The sequence below is a fragment of the Streptomyces microflavus genome (assembly GCF_014650075.1).
Lineage (GTDB): Bacteria > Actinomycetota > Actinomycetes > Streptomycetales > Streptomycetaceae > Streptomyces > Streptomyces microflavus.
This window is the reverse complement of record NZ_BMUG01000004.1, coordinates 163,221-182,001: the sequence shown is the minus strand read 5'-3', so window position 1 is coordinate 182,001 and position 18,781 is coordinate 163,221. Positions and strand designations below refer to the sequence as shown.

Below are 18,781 nucleotides of genomic sequence, written 5' to 3'. Positions count from 1 at the left end.
ATACTGCAATTTCGTTAGGGAACGCGGCACGGGACCTCCTTCCTGACACCGTTGAGTTTGACGCGCAGGCGTGATCAGTTACTGATCATTCCAGATTGAGTTCGCTTGCAGGCTTGGTGGTTGGGGCCGGACCATGGCTCCGCTTGCACGGGTTTCTCCGGCAGAGCTGCGGACCTTCGCCGGTCGACCGCGTACGCCTGGCCAGGAGGCGCCATCCGATCGCCGACCAGCACCCCTCGGCCGTCTCGCTGCCCCGCGGCAACCGGCACGACCTCACCCAGTCGATGCCCTGCCGGACGCGCTACCCCTTATCCACTGTGCGCGCGGGCAGTCGCGCCATCAGCCGACCCGGCTGTTCGCCGACTGTGGCCACGAATTCGACAAGTGATCAGTGAGTCTGCGAGGGGTCAACCGCTTCATGGAGAAAGCCTTCCGGCCCACGTGTGCCTCCGAAGCCGCTCAGCGAGTCGGGCGAAGTCGGCTCGCACCTGGTACTGCGGCCACCTCACCTGCGCAGCAGCGAAGTCACGCCGACGCAGCTCCCGCCCAGCCCTGGGCAATCGCGGCAAGTTCCCTGCGCCGTCCTCCTTCCCTGCCACGAAATCCGAGTTCTCCGCGAACACCGCACCCACGACACAGGGTTGAGCCCTTCATGAACGCAATGTGCTTGCGCAGGACCAATTGGGCCGACCTAAGAATCACGGCCCGGATCGTGCGTGGAGCGGGATGGATCCGGGCAGATTGACGGCGACTTGCAGGACTCGGCGGTGGGGGGACCGTTATGGAGTCGGATGACCGGTACGGGACTGCGGGAGAGAGCACGGCCGGGGCCGGATTCGGCGGAGCCGTGCCCCCGCCCCCCTCCCATGCGCCGACCGTCGGCCCGCCGCCGCCCGGTGCGGGGCTTCGGGCCGTCGGGGCCGGGTTGCTCAATCTGACCGGGCTGGGGCTCGGTTACGCGCTGTTGGGGCGGTGGGGGCGGGCCGTCGGGTGCTGGGTCGCCACCGGGGCCCTGTTGTTCGTAGCGTTGCCCGCCGATCCGGACGGGGTGGGCACGGGGGTGCTCGTCGCGTATCTCCTCGTGCTCGTGGCCGCCGCCGCCGACGGGGCGCGGATCGCCCTGCGTTCGGCGCTGGGTGGTTCGTGGCGGCCGGTGGTGGCGGTGGGGCTGGGTGTCGTGCTGCTGGCCGTTCCGGCCGGCGGGGTGGTGGCGTACGGGGCCGCGCAGGACGAGGCGCGGGAGCAGATGCTGCTCGACCGGCTGGCGGGCGGGGACCGGAGGGTGGCCGCCGCGGCCCAGCAGCCGTTCGGGACGGGCAAGGGTGAGTACGCGGAGGCCCTAGGTGTCTATCGCGCGCTCGACCGGGACCATCCCGGCTCCCGGGCGGCGAAGCTCGTACCGGACCGCCTGAAGGCGTACTACGACGCGGTCTCCGCTCCGTACGACGAGAAGCGGCACTGCGAGGCCGTCGAGCCGTTGACCTATCTGCGGAGCCTGCCGGGCACGGTCGGCAAGGAGTTGCTGGGCGAGCTCGCCGGATGGCCCGACGGGCCGCTCGCCGAGTCGCTGTACGGGTGCGGGGTGTCCCGGCTGGGTGGAGCCGGCGGGGGCTCCACGGAGCTGGGCGAGCTGTTGCGCACGTTCCCCGAGTCGGCGCCGGCGCAGCAGGTGGGGCCGACGATCGGCGGGCGGATCAAGGAGCAGGTCGCGGCTGTGCGGGGCGACGAGCCGTGTGCGGCCACCGAGGTGCTGCGCGGTCTCGGCTCCACGGCTTCCGCCATGCCGGTCGCGAGCGTCTCCGCCCTGCGCGCCGACGCGGACAAGGGCGTGACGGACGGGGTCTACGCCTGCGGGGTCGACCAGTTCAAGGAGAAGAAGTTCAGCGAGGCCCGCACGACGCTGGCCGGTTTCGCCCGTTCCCACAAGGGTGACGGGCGGGCGGCGCAGGCCCGGAAGATCGCCATCGCCGCGGAGATAGCCGATGACCGGGCGGCGGCCGGCAGGCGGCTGCCACCGTCCAAGGCGCCCGGCGGGCCCCGGATGGAGCTCGTCATCAGCAATGACGCGCCGAACGCGGTCGAGGTGCTCTACACCGGGCCGGTCACCGGCTCCGTCACGCTGAAGCCCTGCGTTGGCTGCAAGCGCTACAGCGCGTCGGCCGGCCCGCGGCTCGCCTGCAAGGACAGCGGCAGGAGCTACCCGAAGGCCCGGCTCCAACTGCCTGCGGGCGACTACCACTTCCTCTACAAGCACGGCACGGGCGCGACCTCCCGGGTGGACAGTTACGCGGCGGGGTCGAAGGTCCAGTCCGGTTACACGTACACCAGCTGCACCTATGTCATCGAGCGCAGTCCCCTGGGGCTCGACCTGCCCACCCTGCCCGACTACATCGAGCCTGCCTCCGCTCCCCCGGTCAGCCCTTCTCGCGCGGGTTCTTCTCGATGACCCGGCCGTCCAGGTGCGCGGTGAGGAAGGCGCCCCCGTACTTGTCGGAGACGTAGACGCGCAGCACCGGGCGGTCGTCGTGGAAGGGCGACGACGGGTCCACGATCACGTAACTGCTCTCCGGCTCCGGGATGTTGAGCGTCGTCCTGGCCGTCCGCAGCAGGGCGGGCAGGGCGTCCCAGTCGACGGAGTTCAGGTCGACCGGCTTGTCCCCGGACATGAGCGTGCCGCCCATGTCGTCGTTCTTCGCCTGCCCGTCCCGGTAGCTGAACCGGTCGTAGAGGCGGGAGTTGGACTTCAGCGGCGCCTGGGCGGAGGCGTGCTCGTCGTAGAGGGTGAAGTCGGTGACCTTCGTTCCGCCCATCAGCGGCTTCAGTGCGGCGATGGCCTGCCGCGCCCCTTGAGGGGTGAGCAGGTCGACGGGGGCCTCCGGTTCGTCGTCGTCCGCCCCGGACTCGTCCCCGTCCGCGACCGGTTGGCCTCCGGCGGTGGGCGGGGCCGCGCTCCGGCCATTCGCGGGGGCGCTCGCCGTGGTGTCGGGGCGGTTGCTCCCCTTCGCACCGTCGTCACCGTCTCCGCCGAAGAGCGGCGGGTCGGTCATCCAGAGGATCACGCCCGCCAGCACCGCCGCCGAGACGACGGACGAGGCCGTGGTGATCATCCGGGTCCGGCGCAGGATGCGGCGTCGGCGCGCCTCGTCGTCGGAGACCGTCGGGGAGCCGGAAGGGGGCGTGGGCGGGGAGCCGGAAGGGGACGTGGTCCGGGAGTCGGCGGGGGGCGCAGTGGGGTACGTGGTCGGGGTCGCGTACGGGTTGCTCGCGTACGGCCGCCTCGACGCGTCGGCGGGCGTGGGGAAGGCCGGCGGGTGGCCGAACCCGGTGGCAGGGGTCGGCGGGTGGGGCGGCCGGGTGGGTGATGAGGGCTCGGGGCGGGTGGCGGCGCGGGGCGGCCCGTAGGCGCTCCGGGGGTCGGGGGCGGGCTGCGGGCTCGCCGCCTCCGCCAGCATCCGGTCCAGGGCCGCGGCGTCCGGGCGGGCCGGGATGTCCCTGGTGAGCAGCGCGGTCAGGACGGGCGCCAGCGCCCCTGCCCGAACCGGCGGGGGCACCTCCTCGTCGAGCACCGCGGCCAGGGTGGCGAGCGTGGTGGCCTTGCGCAGCGGGTGGTGGCCCTCGACGGCGACGTACAGCATCATGCCGAGCGACCAGAGGTCCGAGGACGGGTCGCCCTCGGTGCCCCGGATGCGCTCGGGGGCTATGTAGTCGGGCGAGCCGATGAGGGCGCCCGTCATGGTGAGGCTGGTCGACTCGCGGATCGCGGCGATGCCGAAGTCCGTGAGGACCGGGCGGCCGTCGGTGCGCAGCAGCACGTTGGCCGGTTTGACGTCGCGGTGCTGGATGCCGGAGGCGTGGGCGGCGTTCAGGGCGGAGAGGATGCCGCGCCCCAGCTCGGCGGCCTCGGCGGGCTTCATGGGCCCTTCGGCCAGCCGCTCGTGGAGGGAGGAGCCGGCCACCAGCTCCATCACGATCCAGGGGTAGCCGTCCTCGCCGGGGTCGACGATGTGGTGGACGGTGACCACGTTGGGGTGGTCCAGGCGGGCCAGCGCGCGGGCCTCGCGCAGGACCCGGGCGCGCAGGGTGCGGGCGCCCTCGGGGTCGTACTCCGCGAGCGCCGGGTCCGGGGGCCGTACCTCCTTGAGGGCGACATCGCGGTGGAGCGCCTCGTCGTGGGCGCGCCAGACCATGCCCATGCCGCCGCTGCCGAGCCGCTCCACCAGGGTGAAGCGGCCGTCGATCACCCGTCCCGAGGGGGCCTCTGCGCTCATGCGCCGTAGCGTACGGGTGCCGTACGACAAGGGGGAGCCGGGGCCGGGGATCGGGACGCGGCGGGGTCAGGCCGAGGCACGTTTGCGGGGTGCGGCCGTCTTCTTCTTCGTGGTGCTCCGGGCGTTCGACGAGGTCTGCTTCTTCCCCGAGGACGAGCTCTTGGAGGCGGCGGAGGAGGAGGACGTCGACTTGGCCGTTGTCTTCTTCTGCTTCTGCGCTGTCTTCTTGGCCGGGGACGACGTGGACGACGTGGACTTCTTCGTGCCGGTGGGCTTGGGCGTGGACTTCTGTTGTGCCGTCTTCTGTGCCGTCTTCGTCGTCCTCCCTGATGCCGTCTTCCCCGACGCCGTCTTCTTGATGGGGTGGACGTCCGCCATGTCCCCCTCGTTCTCGGCCTCGTTCTCGTCCCCCTCGCCCCGGGACTTCTTCGCGGCGCGGACACTGCTCTCCAGGGCCGCGATCAGGTCGATCACCTTGCCGCCGCCGGAGTCGTCGGACTCCGCCGGCTGCACCGCCTCGCCGGAGGCCTTCGCGGCGATGAGTTCCTCCACCGCCTCCCGGTAGTCGTCGTGGAGGCTGTCCATGTCGACCTCGCCGAGGGTGTCCATCAGGGCGTCCGCCAGGTCGAGTTCGGCGTCGCGCACGGTGACGTCGCTGTCCGGGGCGACCCCCTCGGGGGCGCGGATCTCGTCGGGCCACAGGAGCCCGTGCATGGCGATCACATCGTCCACGACCCGGAGCATGCCGAGCCGTTCGCGGCCGCGCAGGGCGTATTTGGCGACGGCGACCTTGTTGCTGCGCTTGAGGGCCTCGCGCAGCAGGGTGTACGGCTTGGCGGCCGGGACCCCGTTGGCGGAGAGGTAGTACGCCGCGTCCATCTGGAGCGGGTCGATCTCGTCGGCGGGCACGAAGGCGACGATCTCGATGGTCTTGGCGGTGGGCAGCGGGAGCTGGGCGAGATCCTCGTCGGTGATCGGGATCATCGTGCCGTCGGCGTCCTCGTAGGCCTTGCCGATCTCGCCGCCCGCCACCTCCTCCTCGTCCAGCTCACAGACCTTGCGGTACCGGATCCGGCCACCATCGGCTAGGTGGATCTGCCGGAAGTGGATCGAGTGGTTCTCGGTGGCGTTGACCAGCTTGATCGGGATGCTGACCAGCCCGAAGGAGATCGCGCCGTTCCATATGGACCTCACCGTTCACCCCTTTTGACCGTTACAGACGGTTGAGAAGTTTCACGTGATATTCGTGCGATTCGTGTGACTCTTATCGTATGACGCCGATCACGGAGGTGGAGGGGCGGCGCCTCTCGCTCAGCAACCTCGACAAGGTGCTGTATCCGGCCACCGGGACCACCAAGGGCGAGGTGCTGCACTACTACGCGGCCACGGTGGCGGGGGCGATCCTGCCCCATCTGCGCGACCGCCCGGTCTCCTTCCTGCGCTATCCGGACGGGCCCGGGGGCCAGCTCTTCTTCACCAAGAACCCGCCGCCCGGTACGCCCGACTGGGTGCACACCACCCCCGTGCCGCGCAGCGAGGACCAGGCCGCCCGGCAGGTGATGGTCCAGGACCTGGCCTCGCTGATGTGGGCGGCCAACCTGGTGGTGGAGTTCCACACCCCGCAGTGGCGGGCCGACGCCCCGGAGACCGCCGACCGGATGGTCTTCGACCTGGACCCCGGCTCCCCCGCAACCGTCGTGCAGTGCTGTGCGGTGGCCCTCTGGCTGCGGGAGCGGCTCGCCGCCGACGGGCTGTTCGCGTACGGGAAGACGTCCGGCTCCAAGGGCCTGCATCTGCTGGTCCCGCTGGAGCCGACCCCGTCCGCCGAGGTGTCCGCGTACGCGAAGCGGCTCGCGGTGGAGGCGGAGAGCGCCCTGCCGGAACTGGCCCTGCACCGGATGAAGCGCGCCCTGCGCCCCGGCAAGGTCTTCGTCGACTTCAGCCAGAACTCCGCGTCGAAGACCACCGCCACGCCCTACACCCTGCGGGCCAGGACCGAGCCCACCGTCTCCGCGCCCGTCACCTGGGACGAGATCGAGGGGTGCCGGAATCCGGAGGACCTGGTGTTCCGGGCGGACGGCATGGCCGCGCGGCTGGAACGTTACGGGGACCTGCTCGGCCCCCTGCTCGATCCGGACCGGGCACGGCCGCTGCCCGCGGGTCCGGCCTGATCCCGACGACGAATCCGGTCCGACCGGTCCGGCCTGATCCCGACGACGAATCCGGTCCGACCGGTGTGGCCTGATCCCGACGACGAGTCCGGCCTGATCCCGTCGGAACGAAGGATCCGGCCCGGTCCCTACGACAGGTCCGGCCTGATTCCCGCGACGGCTCCGGGCCGGACCGCACAAGCCCCCCGGACACGCCTCGCAACCGGTTCGCCCGGATTCACAGGCTGCGCACAGGTTCTCCCGCCGTCTTCGCGTCATGACAGGGTCATGACCTGGTCACGGCATGAGGAAAGGCCACAAGTGGCGGGTGGATTGTCGGAGCCGTGGTGCACACTCTGCGCAGGCGCTTTCTTCGGGACGCGCCGCAGGGGCGTGGGGAACAGGTGTGCCGGAGACGGGTGGAGCTTCCGGGCGCCGCCGTGACGTGGGGAGGGGATGGCGTGTTCTCGGGGATCGATGAGGTCGACTGGGCTTCGATGGAGCATGCCTACGGGCCCGCCGACGACGTGCCGGTGCTCCTTCGGGGGCTCGCCTCCGCCGATCCGGCGGAACGGGAGAGCGCGCTCGACGGCATGTACGGGGCCGTGCACCACCAGGGGGACGTCTACGCCTGCACCCTCGCGTGCATCCCCTTTCTCTTCGAGCTGGCCGTGGACCCGGACGTGCAGGACCGGGGCAGCGTGGTCGAGCTGCTCACCAGCATCGGCGGCTTCGATCTGGACGAGGACGACGAGGCGGAGATCGACGAGGACGAGATCGAGGGCGCCGCGAACTACGCGATGGCGGCGGCCGCGGTCACCGCGGGGGCCGGGGTGTTCTTCGAGCTGATCGCCGACGAGGACCCCGGCGTGCGGCTGGCGGCCCCGCTGGCGCTGGCCACGCTGCACCGGCACCCCGTGCGGGTCCTGGCGCTGCTGCGGGAGCGGCTGCCCGTGGAGCCGGACGAGGAGGTGCGGCTCGCCCTCGTGGAGGCGGCCGGGCGGGTCGCCCTGCGCCACCGTCCGCTGGCGGGGCGGGTGGCCGAGTGGCTGACCCTGCTGGTGGACCGGGAGCACGCGCCGGGGCTGCGGCTCGCCGCCCTGGCCCAGCTCGCGCGCTGTTCGCCCGACGCGCTGCCCCGCGATGTGGTGCCGGTGGTGTCGGGACTGCTCCGGGAACTGCGGTGCGCGCCGGGCGGCGCACCGGAACAGGACCACCAGCACCCGCACCCGCAGCACGACCAGGACGGCGAGCAGGACGTCGACGCCGAGGCGGAGCCCGACACCGAACCGGTCGGCTGTGCGGAGGTCTCCCGGGCCGACCAGGCCGTGGCGCCGACCCTGGTGGGCCAGTTGCGCGCCCTCTCCGCCCAGGAGAACGCCGGGCGCGGCGCCCCCTGGGCCGCCGATCTGCTGCGCACCCTGCACGTCGGCCTCGACGACCGGGTGGGTGACCGTACGGCTCTCCTCATCGACCAGCTCCGCAGCCCCGACCGCTGGCAGCGCATCGACGCCGTACGGATGAGCGGCGGGCTGATGCGGGCCTGGCGCGGCTCGTACGAGGAGCTGGTGGCGCTCGTCGGCGACCAGCTCTCCGACCCCGAGCCCCGGCTGGCCGAGGCCGCCTCCCACGTACTGGAGGAGCTGTTCTCGCTGGCCGCCCCCACCGCCGACGCGCTGGCGGCCCGGCTGGCGGCCGATCCCGGTGGCTGGGTGAAGGCATGGGCCAGCGGTCCGCCGGGGCTCGGCTCCACGGTGAAGGCCCTGGCCCGGCTCGGCGACGCCCGGGCGGTGCCGGCCCTGGCGGCGGCCCTGGAGCTGCCGGAGGTGCCGCACGACGTGGGGTTCGCGGTCGGTCATCTCGGCCCGGCCGCGCGTCCGCTGGCGGGGGCGCTGCGGCGCAGGCTCGCCGGGGTGGCGCTGGACGAGGGGGCGTACGACCGGGCGAGCCCGTTGCTGGCCGGGCTGACCGGGCTGCGAGCGGGCGAGGCGACGCCGGAGGTGCTGCGGGTGCTGCGCGGCGCCCCGGAGTACCGGGGCGAGTGGCTGCGTACGGCGGCGCTGCGGGCGCTCGGGTCGTTCGGGCCGGCCGCGCGGGAGGCCGTGCCGGAGCTGCGGGCGATGCTCCGCCGTTCGGGGACGGCCACGGAGGCGGCCGAGGCACTGTGGGCGGTGGCCGGGGACCGGGACGCGGTGCTGCCCGTGCTGATCGAGGGGCTCCAGGCGGACCAGGTGCACGACCGGCGGGCCGCGGCGGCGGCGCTGGGGGCACTGGGGCCGCACGCGGCGGTGGTGGCACCCCGGCTGCGCGGTCTGCTCGCCCACGACGAGCTGTGGCTGCGGGTGGACGCGGCGATCGCGCTCTGGGAGGTGACGGGGCGGCCCGAGGAGAGCATCGAGGTGCTGCTGACCGCCTGGGAGAAGAACCGCCATGTCCGCGTCCGGGTGGCAGAATGCCTGGCACGTATGGGTCCGCTCGGCCCGGCGTCGACGGCGGCACAGGTGCTGCGCGCCGAGCTCGCCTGCGTACGCCGTCACAACGCGCTGGACGGCGGGTACGGCAGTCATGACACCTACGAGGACGAAAAACTCCTGGCGCTGTGCCGACAGGCACTCCGGGGGACGGGGAAAGGGAACACGGCATGATCATTTTCGGCACCAAGGGCTACCTCCACCAGCTGGCCATCCTGACGATGGTGTGCGGCTGGTGCGGCAATCCGGCGGCGCACACACTGCGCAAGCGGGTCACGAAGTTCACGCTGTTCTTCGTGCCGCTCTTCCCGTTCTCGACGAAGTACGCGACGCAGTGCACGTTCTGCGGCGGGGAGCAGCAGATATCCAAGGAGCAGGCCGACCAGTTGCTCGCCCAGCACGCGGCGGGTCCTGACGGCGGCCTCGGGCAGGCCCCGCAGCAGCCGGGCTTCACGCAGCCGGGGCAGAACCCCTACCAGCGCTGAGGCTGTATCGGTACGAAGTGGGCATTGCGCACGGACTCGTCCTAGGGTGTAGGCCCCCTGTCGTCCAAGAGAAGGGCCAGCCGTGCGCCCGGTCCGCGTCCCCGCCGTCGCGTCCGCCGTGGCCGCGCTCGCCCTGGTCTCCGGCTGCGGTTCGGCCGGCGGGCTGGAGAGCGCCGGCGAGGCCCCCTCCGCCGTCGAGCCCGCCCGCCTCTGGCCGGATCTGCCGCCCGCGTCGGCCGCCCCGTACGACTACGGGGAGGGCGAGACGGCCCGTATCCCCGGGATCACGGTGCCCGGCGGCGATGTGCGCCGGCTGGATCCGGTCGCGGTGGCGCAGGCCGGGCTGAAGGCGAAGACCGACCGTGACAGCGGCCTGGACGAACTGCCCGACGGAACGGTCCGGCAGATCCGGGCCTGCCGGTCGGCCCCGGACGACTGCCCGGTCCTGAACCCGTACTACTTCGACCTGACCGGCGACGGCAGGGACGAGCTGGTCCTCGGCATCCGGATGCCCGGACGCCAGCTCGCCGTGCGCGCGTACCTGGCCGACCGGGGCGGGCTGACCCGGATCATGTCCACCTCGGACGCCGTGATCAGCGTGGAGCTGGCCGGCCGGGACCTGGTCCTGCGGGCCCCTTCGGCGATCTCCGGGTACGAGTACCGGACCGCCTGGTCCTGGGATGCCCGGCAGCGCGCGATGCTGGCGACCCGGGACGAGATCCTGCGGGCGCCGGAGCGCCGCAAGGACGCGGACCGCGACCGGACCCCGAGCCCCTCGGGGTCGGGGTCGCCCTCGGCGGACGGCCGATGAAGCGGCGCCGCCGGTTCCGCTCCCCCGCCTGGACCGCGACCCTCACCTGGAAGTCCGCGGTCTTCCTCACCGTCATGTGCTGCACGCTCGCCGCCCTGCTGGGCGTCCTCGTGCACACCGCGGTGACCCGGCAGACGGTCTCCCACGCCCGCGAGAAGGCGCTGGACCGGCTGGAGGTGATCACCGACGCGTACGAGGCCGGGGAGCCGCTGCCCAGGGGCTCCGGCATCGACCCGCCGGGGCTGCCCGCCTCGCTGCGCGCCCTGGCCGCGGGCGGCGAGCGCGGCACCGCGGTCGCGGACGGCCCGCACCGGCCGGGTGACCCGGACGGGCGCGGCGGCCCCGCGATGTGGGCGGCGGGCCCGGCGGACGGGCGGGCACTGGCCACCTGGACGGACTACAGCCACAGCGCCAACACCATCGCGGGGCTGGACCGGGCGATCATCGGCTCCTCGCTGCTGGCCATCGCCGCCACCCTGGCCGTGGGCCTCTTCGCCGTCGGCCGGGTGACCCGCAGGCTGCACCAGACGGCCCGGGTGGCCCGCCGGATCAGCGCGGGCGACCTCGACGCCCGGGTCGGGGACCCCCGTACGGCGCGTCCCGTGCGCGGTCAGGACGAGGTAGCCATCGTCTCGGGCGCGCTGGACACCATGGCCTCCAGCCTCCAGCGCAAGCTCCAGACGGAGCAGCGGTTCACCGCCGATGTGGCGCACGAGCTGCGCACCCCGCTCACCGGTCTCTCGGCCGCCGCCGAGCTGCTGCCGCCGGGGCGCCCGGCGGAGCTGGTACAGGACCGGGTGCGGGCGATGCGCGCGCTGACCGAGGACCTGCTGGAGATCTCGCGCCTGGACGCCCGTACGGAGCAGGTCGACCTGGCCGTGCACGACCTCGCCCCGCTGGCGGAACGGGTGGTGCGGGCCTCCGGCACCCCGACCGAGGTGCGGGTCGCGGATCCGGCGCGGGTGGAGACGGACCGGCGGCGGCTGGAGCGGGTGCTCGGCAACCTGGTGGCCAACGCCCACCGCCACGGCGCCCCGCCGGTGGTGCTGGGAGTGGAGGGCGCGGTGGTCTCCGTACGCGACCACGGCGAGGGCTTCCCGGGGTACCTCCTGGAGGGCGGTCCGCAGCGGTTCCGCACGGACGGCGCAGGCAAGGGTCACGGACTCGGGCTGACCATCGCCGTGGGCCAGGCCACGGTGATCGGGGCCCGTCTGGAGTTCACGAATCCCCCGGACGGCGGCGCGCTGGCACGGCTGACGCTGCCGGAGTACGTACGCCTCGACGACGGCGATTCCGCCGGGATCACGGGCGGCGAGGGCACGGGGAGCACGAATCCGGACATTCGTAACACACAGTGATGTATTGCGAACTCTCCGTGGCGAACCTAGCGTGACGAGGGTGAGACCGGCTCGCGCCCCTCACGGTCCCCCTTTCCTTTTCCCTGGAGGCAGCATGTCCCCCCTGTCCCGCCCCTCGCGGTTCCGCCGGATCGGTCTCTGCGTCGCCACCGGCGCCCTCGCGGCGGTTACGGCCGCCGCTCCCGCTCTGGCGGCGGACCCCCAGCCCGTCGACCAGCGCGGTGAGGCCGCGGTATCGGCCCCGGCCCCGGCCCCGGCCTCGGACGAGCTCTCCGCCTCGGCCCTCCAGCGCGAGCACGAGGCCCGCCAGGAGGCACAGACGCAGAACCAGGCCAAGCCCCAGGCGCCCAAGCGGACCTACAAGGGACGGGTCATCGCCAAGCCGTACCTGCTGCTGCGCGACAAGCCGACCCGCAGCAGCAAGGTCGTGGGCTCGGTCAAGTACGGCACCGTCGTCAATATCTTCTGCAAGACCACGGGCGACAACGTCGACGGCAACAACCGCTGGTACCTGCTGACCGACGGCACCTGGGCCTGGGGCTCGGCCCGCTACATCGAGAACATCGGTGCGGCGCCGCGCTTCTGCTGACCGCCCCACCCCCGCATGCCCCGTCCGCCCGGGGAGCCACCGGCTCCCCGGGCGGACGCACTATGACATAAGGGAAATAGGGCACACCTCTTGCTACGTTGCGGTCCATGACCGCAACGACGGCGGACGCTCCCCCGCCCGAGCTCCGCCTGCCCAGACGGCGCGGGGTCGAGCTCTCGCTCCTCATCGGGGCCGTCCTGATCTCCGTCTACGGTTACGCGGCCGTCGGCCTCGCCCACGACGGGGCCGTGCCCCCCGATGTCGCCGGCTACGGTGCCGGGCTCGGCATGCTCGCCCTGCTGGCCCATGTCGCGGTCCGCTTCCGGGCCCCGTACGCCGATCCGCTGCTGCTGCCGATCGCCGTCCTGCTCAACGGGCTCGGCCTGGTGCTGATCTACCGGCTCGACCTGGAAACCCCGCGCGACCAGGCCGCCCCCACCCAGCTGATCTGGTCCACGCTCGGGGTCGCGCTCTTCGCCGTCGTCGTGGTGCTGCTCCGCGACCACCGGGTGCTCCAGCGCTACGCCTACCTGTCGGTCGCCACCGCGCTCGTCCTGATGATCGTGCCGATCTTCTTCCCGGCGGTGAACGGGGCGAAGATCTGGATCCGGGTCGGCGGGCTCTCGTTCCAGCCGGGCGAGTTCGCCAAGATCCTGCTCGCGGTCTTCTTCGCCGCCTACCTCGCCGCCAACCGCAACGCGCTCGCGTACACCGGCCGCACGTTCTGGAAGCTGCAACTGCCCACCGGCCGGGTGCTCGGCCCCATCGTGGCGATCTGGCTGATCAGCGTCGGCGTGCTGGTGCTGGAGCGGGACCTCGGCACCTCGCTGCTGTTCTTCGGACTCTTCGTCATCATGCTGTACGTGGCGACCGGCCGGACCGGCTGGATCGCGGTCGGGCTGCTGCTGGCGGCCGTCGGGGCGTTCGTCGTCGGCTCGTTCGAGCCGCATGTGCACGGCCGCGTGCAGGACTGGCTGGACCCGTTCGCCTCGATCGACGCGGGGCGGGGCCCCGGCCAGCTCGCCCAGTCGCTCTTCGCCTTCGCCGCCGGGGGCATGCTCGGCACCGGGCTCGGGGCGGGCCACTCCATCCTCATCGGCTTCGCCACCAAGTCCGACTTCATCCTGGCGACGGCGGGCGAGGAGCTGGGGCTCAGCGGCCTGACCGCGATCTTCCTGCTGTACGCGCTCCTCGTGGCACGCGGCTACCGGGCCGGGCTCGCCCTGCGCGACCCCTTCGGACGGCTGCTGGCCATCGGTCTCGCCTCGATCCTGGCGCTCCAGGTGTTCGTCATCGCGGGCGGGGTGATGGGGCTGATCCCGCTGACCGGGATGGCTATGCCGTTCCTGGCGCAGGGCGGCTCCTCCGTCGTCACCAACTGGATCATCGTGGCGCTGCTGATCCGGCTGAGCGACGTCTCGCGCAGACCGCACCCCGAACAGGTGGAGACCGGGGTCATCGCGAGCGCCACCAGCACACCGGAGGAGGACCGGTGATCCGCTACATCCGGCGGGCCGCCGCCTTCTGTCTGCTCCTGCTCGTGGCGCTGCTCGCCAACGCGGCCCGGATCCAGCTCTTCGAGGCCGATGAGCTGGACGACAACCCGGCCAACCGCCGTAACACCATCGTCCGTTACGACCAGCCGCGCGGAAACATCCTGGTCGGCGACCGGGCCGTGACCGGGAACAAGGAGACCGGCGAGCAGCTCAGCTTCGAACGCACCTATCTGCACGGCCCGCTGTACGCGCCGGTGACCGGGTACGCCTCGCAGACGTACGGCACCACGCTCATCGAGAACGCCGAGGACGGCGTCCTGTCGGGGACGGACTCGCTGCTGGCGCCGCTGCCCTTCTGGGACGAGTTCACGCGGGGCCGGCAGCCGGGCGGCAACGTCGTCACGACCGTCAAGGAGTCGATGCAGCGCGCCGCGTACGCCGGACTGAGCGGGCGGCGGGGCGCGGTCGCCGCCCTGGAGCCGTCGACGGGCCGGATCCTGGCGCTGGTCTCGACCCCGTCGTACGACCCCGAGCGGCTCTCCGGCACCGGCTCTGCGGTGACCGACGCCTGGACCCGGCTGAACGCGGCCAAGAGCCTGCCGATGCTCAACCGGGCCATCCGGCAGACCTATCCGCCGGGCTCCACGTTCAAGATCGTGACGGCCGCGGCGGCGCTGGACGCCCGGGTGGTGAAGGACGCGGAGGCACCCACGGACACCCCGTCGCCGTACGTCCTGCCGGGCACGAGGACCACCCTGCCCAACGAGGCCACCGGGTGCGAGCAGGCCTCGCTGGCCGACGCGATCCGGGTCTCCTGCAACACGGTGATGGCCCATCTGGGGGTGGAGGTCGGGCTGGAGGGGATGGTGGAGGCGGCGGGGAGGTTCGGCTTCAACGAGACGGGGCTGCGCATCCCGTCCGGGGTGGCGCGGAGCAACTTCGACACCGACATGAGCGACGACCAGCTCGCGCTCTCCTCGATCGGGCAGTTCAACACGACCGCGACCCCGCTCCAGATGGCGATGGTCGCGGCGGCGGTGGCGAACCACGGCGACCTGCGCGTGCCGTATCTGGTGGACCGGGTGACCACCGCGGACGGGGACACGGTCCAGCAGCAGGGACCGCGCTCCTACGAGCGGGCGATGAGCCCCTCCACGGCGGTGCAGCTGCAGCGGATGATGGTCGACGTGGTGGAGAACGGCACCGGGTCGAACGCGGCGATCGACGGGGTGAAGGTCGGCGGCAAGACCGGCACCGCCCAGCACGGCATCGACAACTCCGGTCTGCCGTACGCCTGGTTCATCTCCTGGGCCCAGGCCCCGGACTCCGGCCGCCCGGCGGTCGCGGTCGCCGTGGTGGTGGAGGACGCCTCCGCCGACCGGGCCGACATCAGCGGCGGCGGCAGCGCGGCCCCGATCGCCCGGGCGGTGATGGAGGCGGCGTTGGAGGGGTGAGGGTTGGCTTCCGGTGGGTCTGGGGGCCTGCGGGGAGGCGGGGGCCTGCTCCGTGCAGGGAGGCGGGGGCCGGGACCTGCGGCCTCCGGAAGACTGGGCCCATGACACGGACACCCTCCGCCGTGGCGCGGGCCCTGGAGCGGATCGCCATGCTGGACCCGGCGCTCAACGCGTTCACCGAGGTCTGGCCCGAGGAGGCCCTCGCCCGCGAACCGGCGGCGCTCCGGCTCCCCCTGCGCGGGCTGCCGTTCGCCGTGAAGGGCCCCGCCGGCATCCGCTCGTACGCGGCCCGTCGGCTGATCGCGGCGGGTGGCGTCCCGGTCGGCGCGACCTCGGTCCCCGGGCCCGGCACCCACTGGCAGACCTGGGGGCAGGGCGCCCACGGCCGTACGGTCAACCCGTGGCGGACGGACCGGACGCCCGGCGGTTCGTCGGCGGGCTCGGCGGTCGCGGTGGCGGCGGGGATGGTGGAGCTGGCGACGGGCAGCGACGGGGCCGGGTCGGTCCGCATCCCGGCCGCCTGGTGCGGGGTGTTCGGGCTGAAGACGACGAACGGGCTGCTCCCTTCCCCCGACAAGTCCGGGCTCGCGTCGGCCGGGGTGCTGGCCCGGTCGGCGGCCGGGGCGGAACGGTACCTCCGCCATGTCCTGGACGGGTACGAGGAGCCCGCCGCCCCTTCCCTCCCGCTGCCCGCCGTCTACAGCGAGGACCTCGGCTTCGCGGACGTGGACCCGGAGGTGGCGGGCGTCGTCCGGGCGGCGGTGGACCGGCTGGTCTCGGCGGGGACCGTACGCCTGCTGGACGCCGACTGCGCGCTGCTCGACCCGGTACGGGCCTGGACGGCGGTACGGGGAGGGTCGCCCGGGGCCCCGGAGGCGGCCCTGGTCCGGCGGGCGAACGATGAGCGGCTCGATGCCCTCTTCGCCACCGCGCCCCTGTTGCTGACCCCGGTCACGCCCAACCGGCCGCATGGGCACGAGGGCCCGGGTGCGCTCTACTCCACCGCCCTGACCTGGGCGTTCAACCTGAGCGGCCACCCGGCGGCCAGCCTGCCCGCCGGATTCACCGGGGACGGCTGCCCGGTGGGACTCCACCTGGTGGCGGAGCGCGGGGCGGACGTCTCGCTGCTCGGAATGGCCCGCGCGGTGGAGAACGCCCTGCCTACCGTGCGGCCATGACCTCTATCGAGACGCAAACAGTCGGCGGAAAACACGAGTTGGCGCAGGTGAACATCGCCCGGCTCAGATTTCCGCTGGATTCACCGCAGTTGAAGGACTTCGTCGACGGGCTGGACCCGGTGAACGCGGTCGCCGACCGGGCCGACGGGTTCGTGTGGCGGCTGCGCTCGGACTCCGGGAACGCCACGGACGTCCCGGTCTTCGGGGACGACTGGTTGATCGTGAACATGTCGGTATGGCGGGACGCCGAAGCGCTCACGGCCTTCATGTACGCCGGGCTCCACCGGGAGCTGATGAGCCGGCGACGCGAGTGGTTCGAGCAGGTCAGGGAGGCGATGACCGCCCTGTGGTGGGTGCCCGCAGGGGAGCGCCCGACGGTCGCGGACGCCGAGGAACGCCTGCTCCACCTGCGCGAACACGGCCCGACCGAGCGGGCGTTCACCCTGCGCACCCGGTTCCCGGCACCGGCCGGGGTGCACTGACCGGCGACGGGCGGACGGCCGGGGTGCGCTGATCCACGACGGGCGGACGGCCGGGGCCGGTCAGTCGGTCAGCCGATCGGGCGGCGGATCTCCTCACGGATCTTGGCGGTCTCGACCGCGGCCGCCTCCAGGTCGATCGAGCTGGGGTCCTTGAGGGCGGTCTCGGGTCGGATGATCCCCACGGACACCCCCGTGTTGTCGTCGCCCCAGGCACACATCGGCACGTTGGCCTTGACCCCGGCCTGGTTCGACTGGAGCACCTGGCACTCCAGCGTGATGTCGTAACCGGCGGGGGTGAACTCCTTCGGCGGTACGACGACGGTCGCGCCGTTCCCGGCGGCCCCGCCGTCCATCATCTTGCCGGTCATGGCCTCGGGGCGGGTGAACCGCCCGTACATCCCGGAGATCACCAGGGCTCCGCCCTCGGCCGAGCTGTACTGCCCGACGACGGCCTTCGCGTCGCGGACGGTGGGGTCGTACATCTTCTCGATCTTCTTGCCCTCGGTCGAGGACAGGTCCTGGGCCAGGGTGAACTCGCCGTCCAGCAGCTTCTGCTCCAGGACGAGCTTGTACTCGGCCTCCGGGAACGCCGCCTCGGTGGTCTTCCCGACGAGCTGGGAGACGCCGAAGGCGATGCCGCCGGCCAGCACGACCGCGCCGACCACGATCCCGACGATCAGCGCCGTGCGCTTCTTCCGCGGCGGCTGCGGCCCCTGCGGCGGCCAGTCGGCCGCCCCCGGACCGCCCCCGCCGGGTATACCGGGCTGCCCCCAGCCGGGCTGTCCCCAGCCGCCCTGCTGGGGCGGGGCCGGAGGCTGCTGCGGGTAGCCGTAGGGCTGTTGCGGCACCCCTGGGGCGGCGGCCGGCGGACCGTAGGGGTTCTGCGGGGGCGGGGGCGGCCCGTACGGGCCCTGCGGCGGGTGCGGCGGGGTGGTCATGCGCTCACGGTACGACACGTTTGCGAACGGAATTTCGAAACGGCCGGCATCGGCACTTCGACGCGGTCGCCATCGGCACTTCGACACGGCCGGTATCGGCACTTCCATGCGGCCGGTATCGGTACGGGGGCCGGACCGGCCCCCTCCCCGCCGGCCGCCCCCTCACCCCAACGGCTCGCGCCTGCGCAGCCATTGCTCCGGGGCCCCGGCCGTCCCGGTCGCCGCCCCGACCACACCGCCGGTGATGGCACACGTCGTGTCCACATCGCCGAACCCCTCCGCAGTCGCCCAGAGCGCCGCCTCCAGGTCGCCCCCGTGACGGGCCGCGGTCCACAGGGCGAAGGGCACGGTGTCGTCGGCCCGGATGCGCTGCCCGTTGCCGAGGAGGTCCGCGGCCCGCCACGGTTCCGTGGTGAACGGGGTCTCGGCGGCGCGCCGCACTCCGTCCCGTACCGGCCCCTCGGGCGTCCGGTCCGCGACGGCCTCCAGGGTGAGCTCGCCCCGCACCGACAGCGCCGCGGCCACGGCGACCGCCACCGCACCCGCGATGCCGTCCGGGTGGGTGTGGGTGACGGCCGCGGAGAGCACGGCCTGCTCCGCCACCCGGTCCAGGTCCTCGTGGAAGCGGGCGCCGAGCGGGGCGACCCGCATCGCCGCGCCGTTGCCGAGGCTGCCGCCGTCGAAGAGCCCGGGGGCCAGGACGCGCCAGTCGGCGGGGGCGACGAGGAGCTGGGGCAGCAGGAGGTGCATGCCGTGCCCGTAGCCGCGGGCCCGGTCGGCGTCGAAGGCGAGGGCGTAGCAGAGCGCCAGGTGGTCCTGGTCGACCTGGCCGTGCTCGTCGAGCGAGCGTTGCAGGGCGAGCGCGAGGGCCGTGTCGTCGGTCCAGTGCCAGAGGGGCTCCTGCGGGGTGCGTCGGGCCCGGATCTCGTTCACGGCCCGGCGGCGGTCGCGGAAGAGGGGGAACCAGCGCTCGCCGAACGCGTCCCCGAGCGCGAGGGCTTCGAGGCTGCGGCGGGCGGCCGCGAGCCCGGCGGCGGTGGCTGGGGGCGGGTTCGTGGTCATACCGGCATGGTGCCGCCGGAACCCGTCGGCGTACATCGG

General features: G+C 72.9%; 15 protein-coding genes. 11 read left to right on the top strand and 4 right to left on the bottom strand.

Annotated elements, in window-relative coordinates:
• The first annotated feature begins 781 nt into the window (after positions 1 to 781).
• Complete coding sequence (locus IE264_RS13150; RefSeq protein ID WP_190167641.1) at positions 782 to 2,446, top strand: hypothetical protein; 1,665 nt, start codon at positions 782 to 784, stop codon at positions 2,444 to 2,446.
• Here the strand turns inward: IE264_RS13150 and IE264_RS13145 are convergent.
• Both IE264_RS13145 and ku read right to left on the bottom strand, forming a co-directional pair.
• On the bottom strand, positions 2,415 to 4,268 hold the full coding sequence (locus IE264_RS13145; protein WP_190167640.1) for a serine/threonine-protein kinase: 1,854 nt from the start codon (positions 4,266 to 4,268) through the stop codon (positions 2,415 to 2,417). The two genes, IE264_RS13150 and IE264_RS13145, sit on opposite strands and share 32 nt — an antisense overlap.
• A gap of 66 nt (positions 4,269 to 4,334) precedes the next feature.
• Positions 4,335 to 5,462, bottom strand: coding sequence for a non-homologous end joining protein Ku (gene ku / locus IE264_RS13140; protein ID WP_032757955.1), 1,128 nt, complete (start codon positions 5,460 to 5,462; stop codon positions 4,335 to 4,337).
• 77 nt (positions 5,463 to 5,539) lie between these two features.
• Here ku and ligD point away from each other — a divergent pair, with 77 nt between their 5' ends.
• The 10 genes from ligD (at position 5,540) to IE264_RS13090 (ending at position 16,742) form a co-directional block, all read left to right on the top strand.
• Entirely contained in the window at positions 5,540 to 6,439 is a 900-nt protein-coding gene (ligD, locus tag IE264_RS13135; protein ID WP_032757954.1) for a non-homologous end-joining DNA ligase, read from the top strand.
• 440 nt (positions 6,440 to 6,879) lie between these two features.
• On the top strand, positions 6,880 to 9,063 hold the full coding sequence (locus IE264_RS13130) for a HEAT repeat domain-containing protein (protein ID WP_032757953.1): 2,184 nt from the start codon (positions 6,880 to 6,882) through the stop codon (positions 9,061 to 9,063).
• On the top strand, positions 9,060 to 9,374 hold the full coding sequence (locus tag IE264_RS13125; protein WP_015611341.1) for a zinc-ribbon domain-containing protein: 315 nt from the start codon (positions 9,060 to 9,062) through the stop codon (positions 9,372 to 9,374). Before IE264_RS13130 ends, IE264_RS13125 begins: the two co-directional genes overlap by 4 nt.
• Positions 9,375 to 9,456: 82 nt before the next feature.
• Positions 9,457 to 10,185, top strand: coding sequence for a hypothetical protein (locus IE264_RS13120; protein WP_032757952.1), 729 nt, complete (start codon positions 9,457 to 9,459; stop codon positions 10,183 to 10,185).
• Entirely contained in the window at positions 10,182 to 11,543 is a 1,362-nt protein-coding gene (locus IE264_RS13115; protein ID WP_032757951.1) for a histidine kinase dimerization/phospho-acceptor domain-containing protein, read from the top strand. Before IE264_RS13120 ends, IE264_RS13115 begins: the two co-directional genes overlap by 4 nt.
• 94 nt (positions 11,544 to 11,637) lie before the next feature.
• Positions 11,638 to 12,132: an SH3 domain-containing protein gene (locus IE264_RS13110; RefSeq protein ID WP_015611338.1), complete on the top strand. Its 495-nt coding sequence runs from the start codon at positions 11,638 to 11,640 to the stop codon at positions 12,130 to 12,132.
• 107 nt (positions 12,133 to 12,239) lie between these two features.
• A complete protein-coding gene (locus IE264_RS13105; RefSeq protein ID WP_015611337.1) occupies positions 12,240 to 13,628 on the top strand; it encodes an FtsW/RodA/SpoVE family cell cycle protein in 1,389 nt (462 codons plus the stop codon).
• Positions 13,625 to 15,082, top strand: coding sequence for a penicillin-binding transpeptidase domain-containing protein (locus tag IE264_RS13100; RefSeq protein ID WP_032757949.1), 1,458 nt, complete (start codon positions 13,625 to 13,627; stop codon positions 15,080 to 15,082). The genes IE264_RS13105 and IE264_RS13100 overlap by 4 nt, the downstream gene beginning before the upstream one ends.
• A gap of 101 nt (positions 15,083 to 15,183) precedes the next feature.
• A complete protein-coding gene (locus IE264_RS13095; protein WP_032757947.1) occupies positions 15,184 to 16,260 on the top strand; it encodes an amidase family protein in 1,077 nt (358 codons plus the stop codon).
• Entirely contained in the window at positions 16,257 to 16,742 is a 486-nt protein-coding gene (locus tag IE264_RS13090; RefSeq protein ID WP_015611334.1) for a DUF3291 domain-containing protein, read from the top strand. Before IE264_RS13095 ends, IE264_RS13090 begins: the two co-directional genes overlap by 4 nt.
• A 68-nt stretch (positions 16,743 to 16,810) precedes the next feature.
• Here the strand turns inward: IE264_RS13090 and IE264_RS13085 are convergent, their stop codons facing one another.
• Together IE264_RS13085 and IE264_RS13080 are read right to left on the bottom strand one after the other, a co-directional pair.
• Positions 16,811 to 17,680 (bottom strand): hypothetical protein, encoded by an 870-nt coding sequence (locus tag IE264_RS13085; protein ID WP_015611333.1) that lies wholly within the window; start codon positions 17,678 to 17,680, stop codon positions 16,811 to 16,813.
• Between the two features lie 162 nt (positions 17,681 to 17,842).
• The gene (locus IE264_RS13080) at positions 17,843 to 18,742 is read right to left on the bottom strand and encodes an ADP-ribosylglycohydrolase family protein (RefSeq protein ID WP_032758007.1); all 900 of its coding nucleotides are present in this window, start codon (positions 18,740 to 18,742) and stop codon (positions 17,843 to 17,845) included.
• Positions 18,743 to 18,781 lie beyond the last annotated feature (39 nt).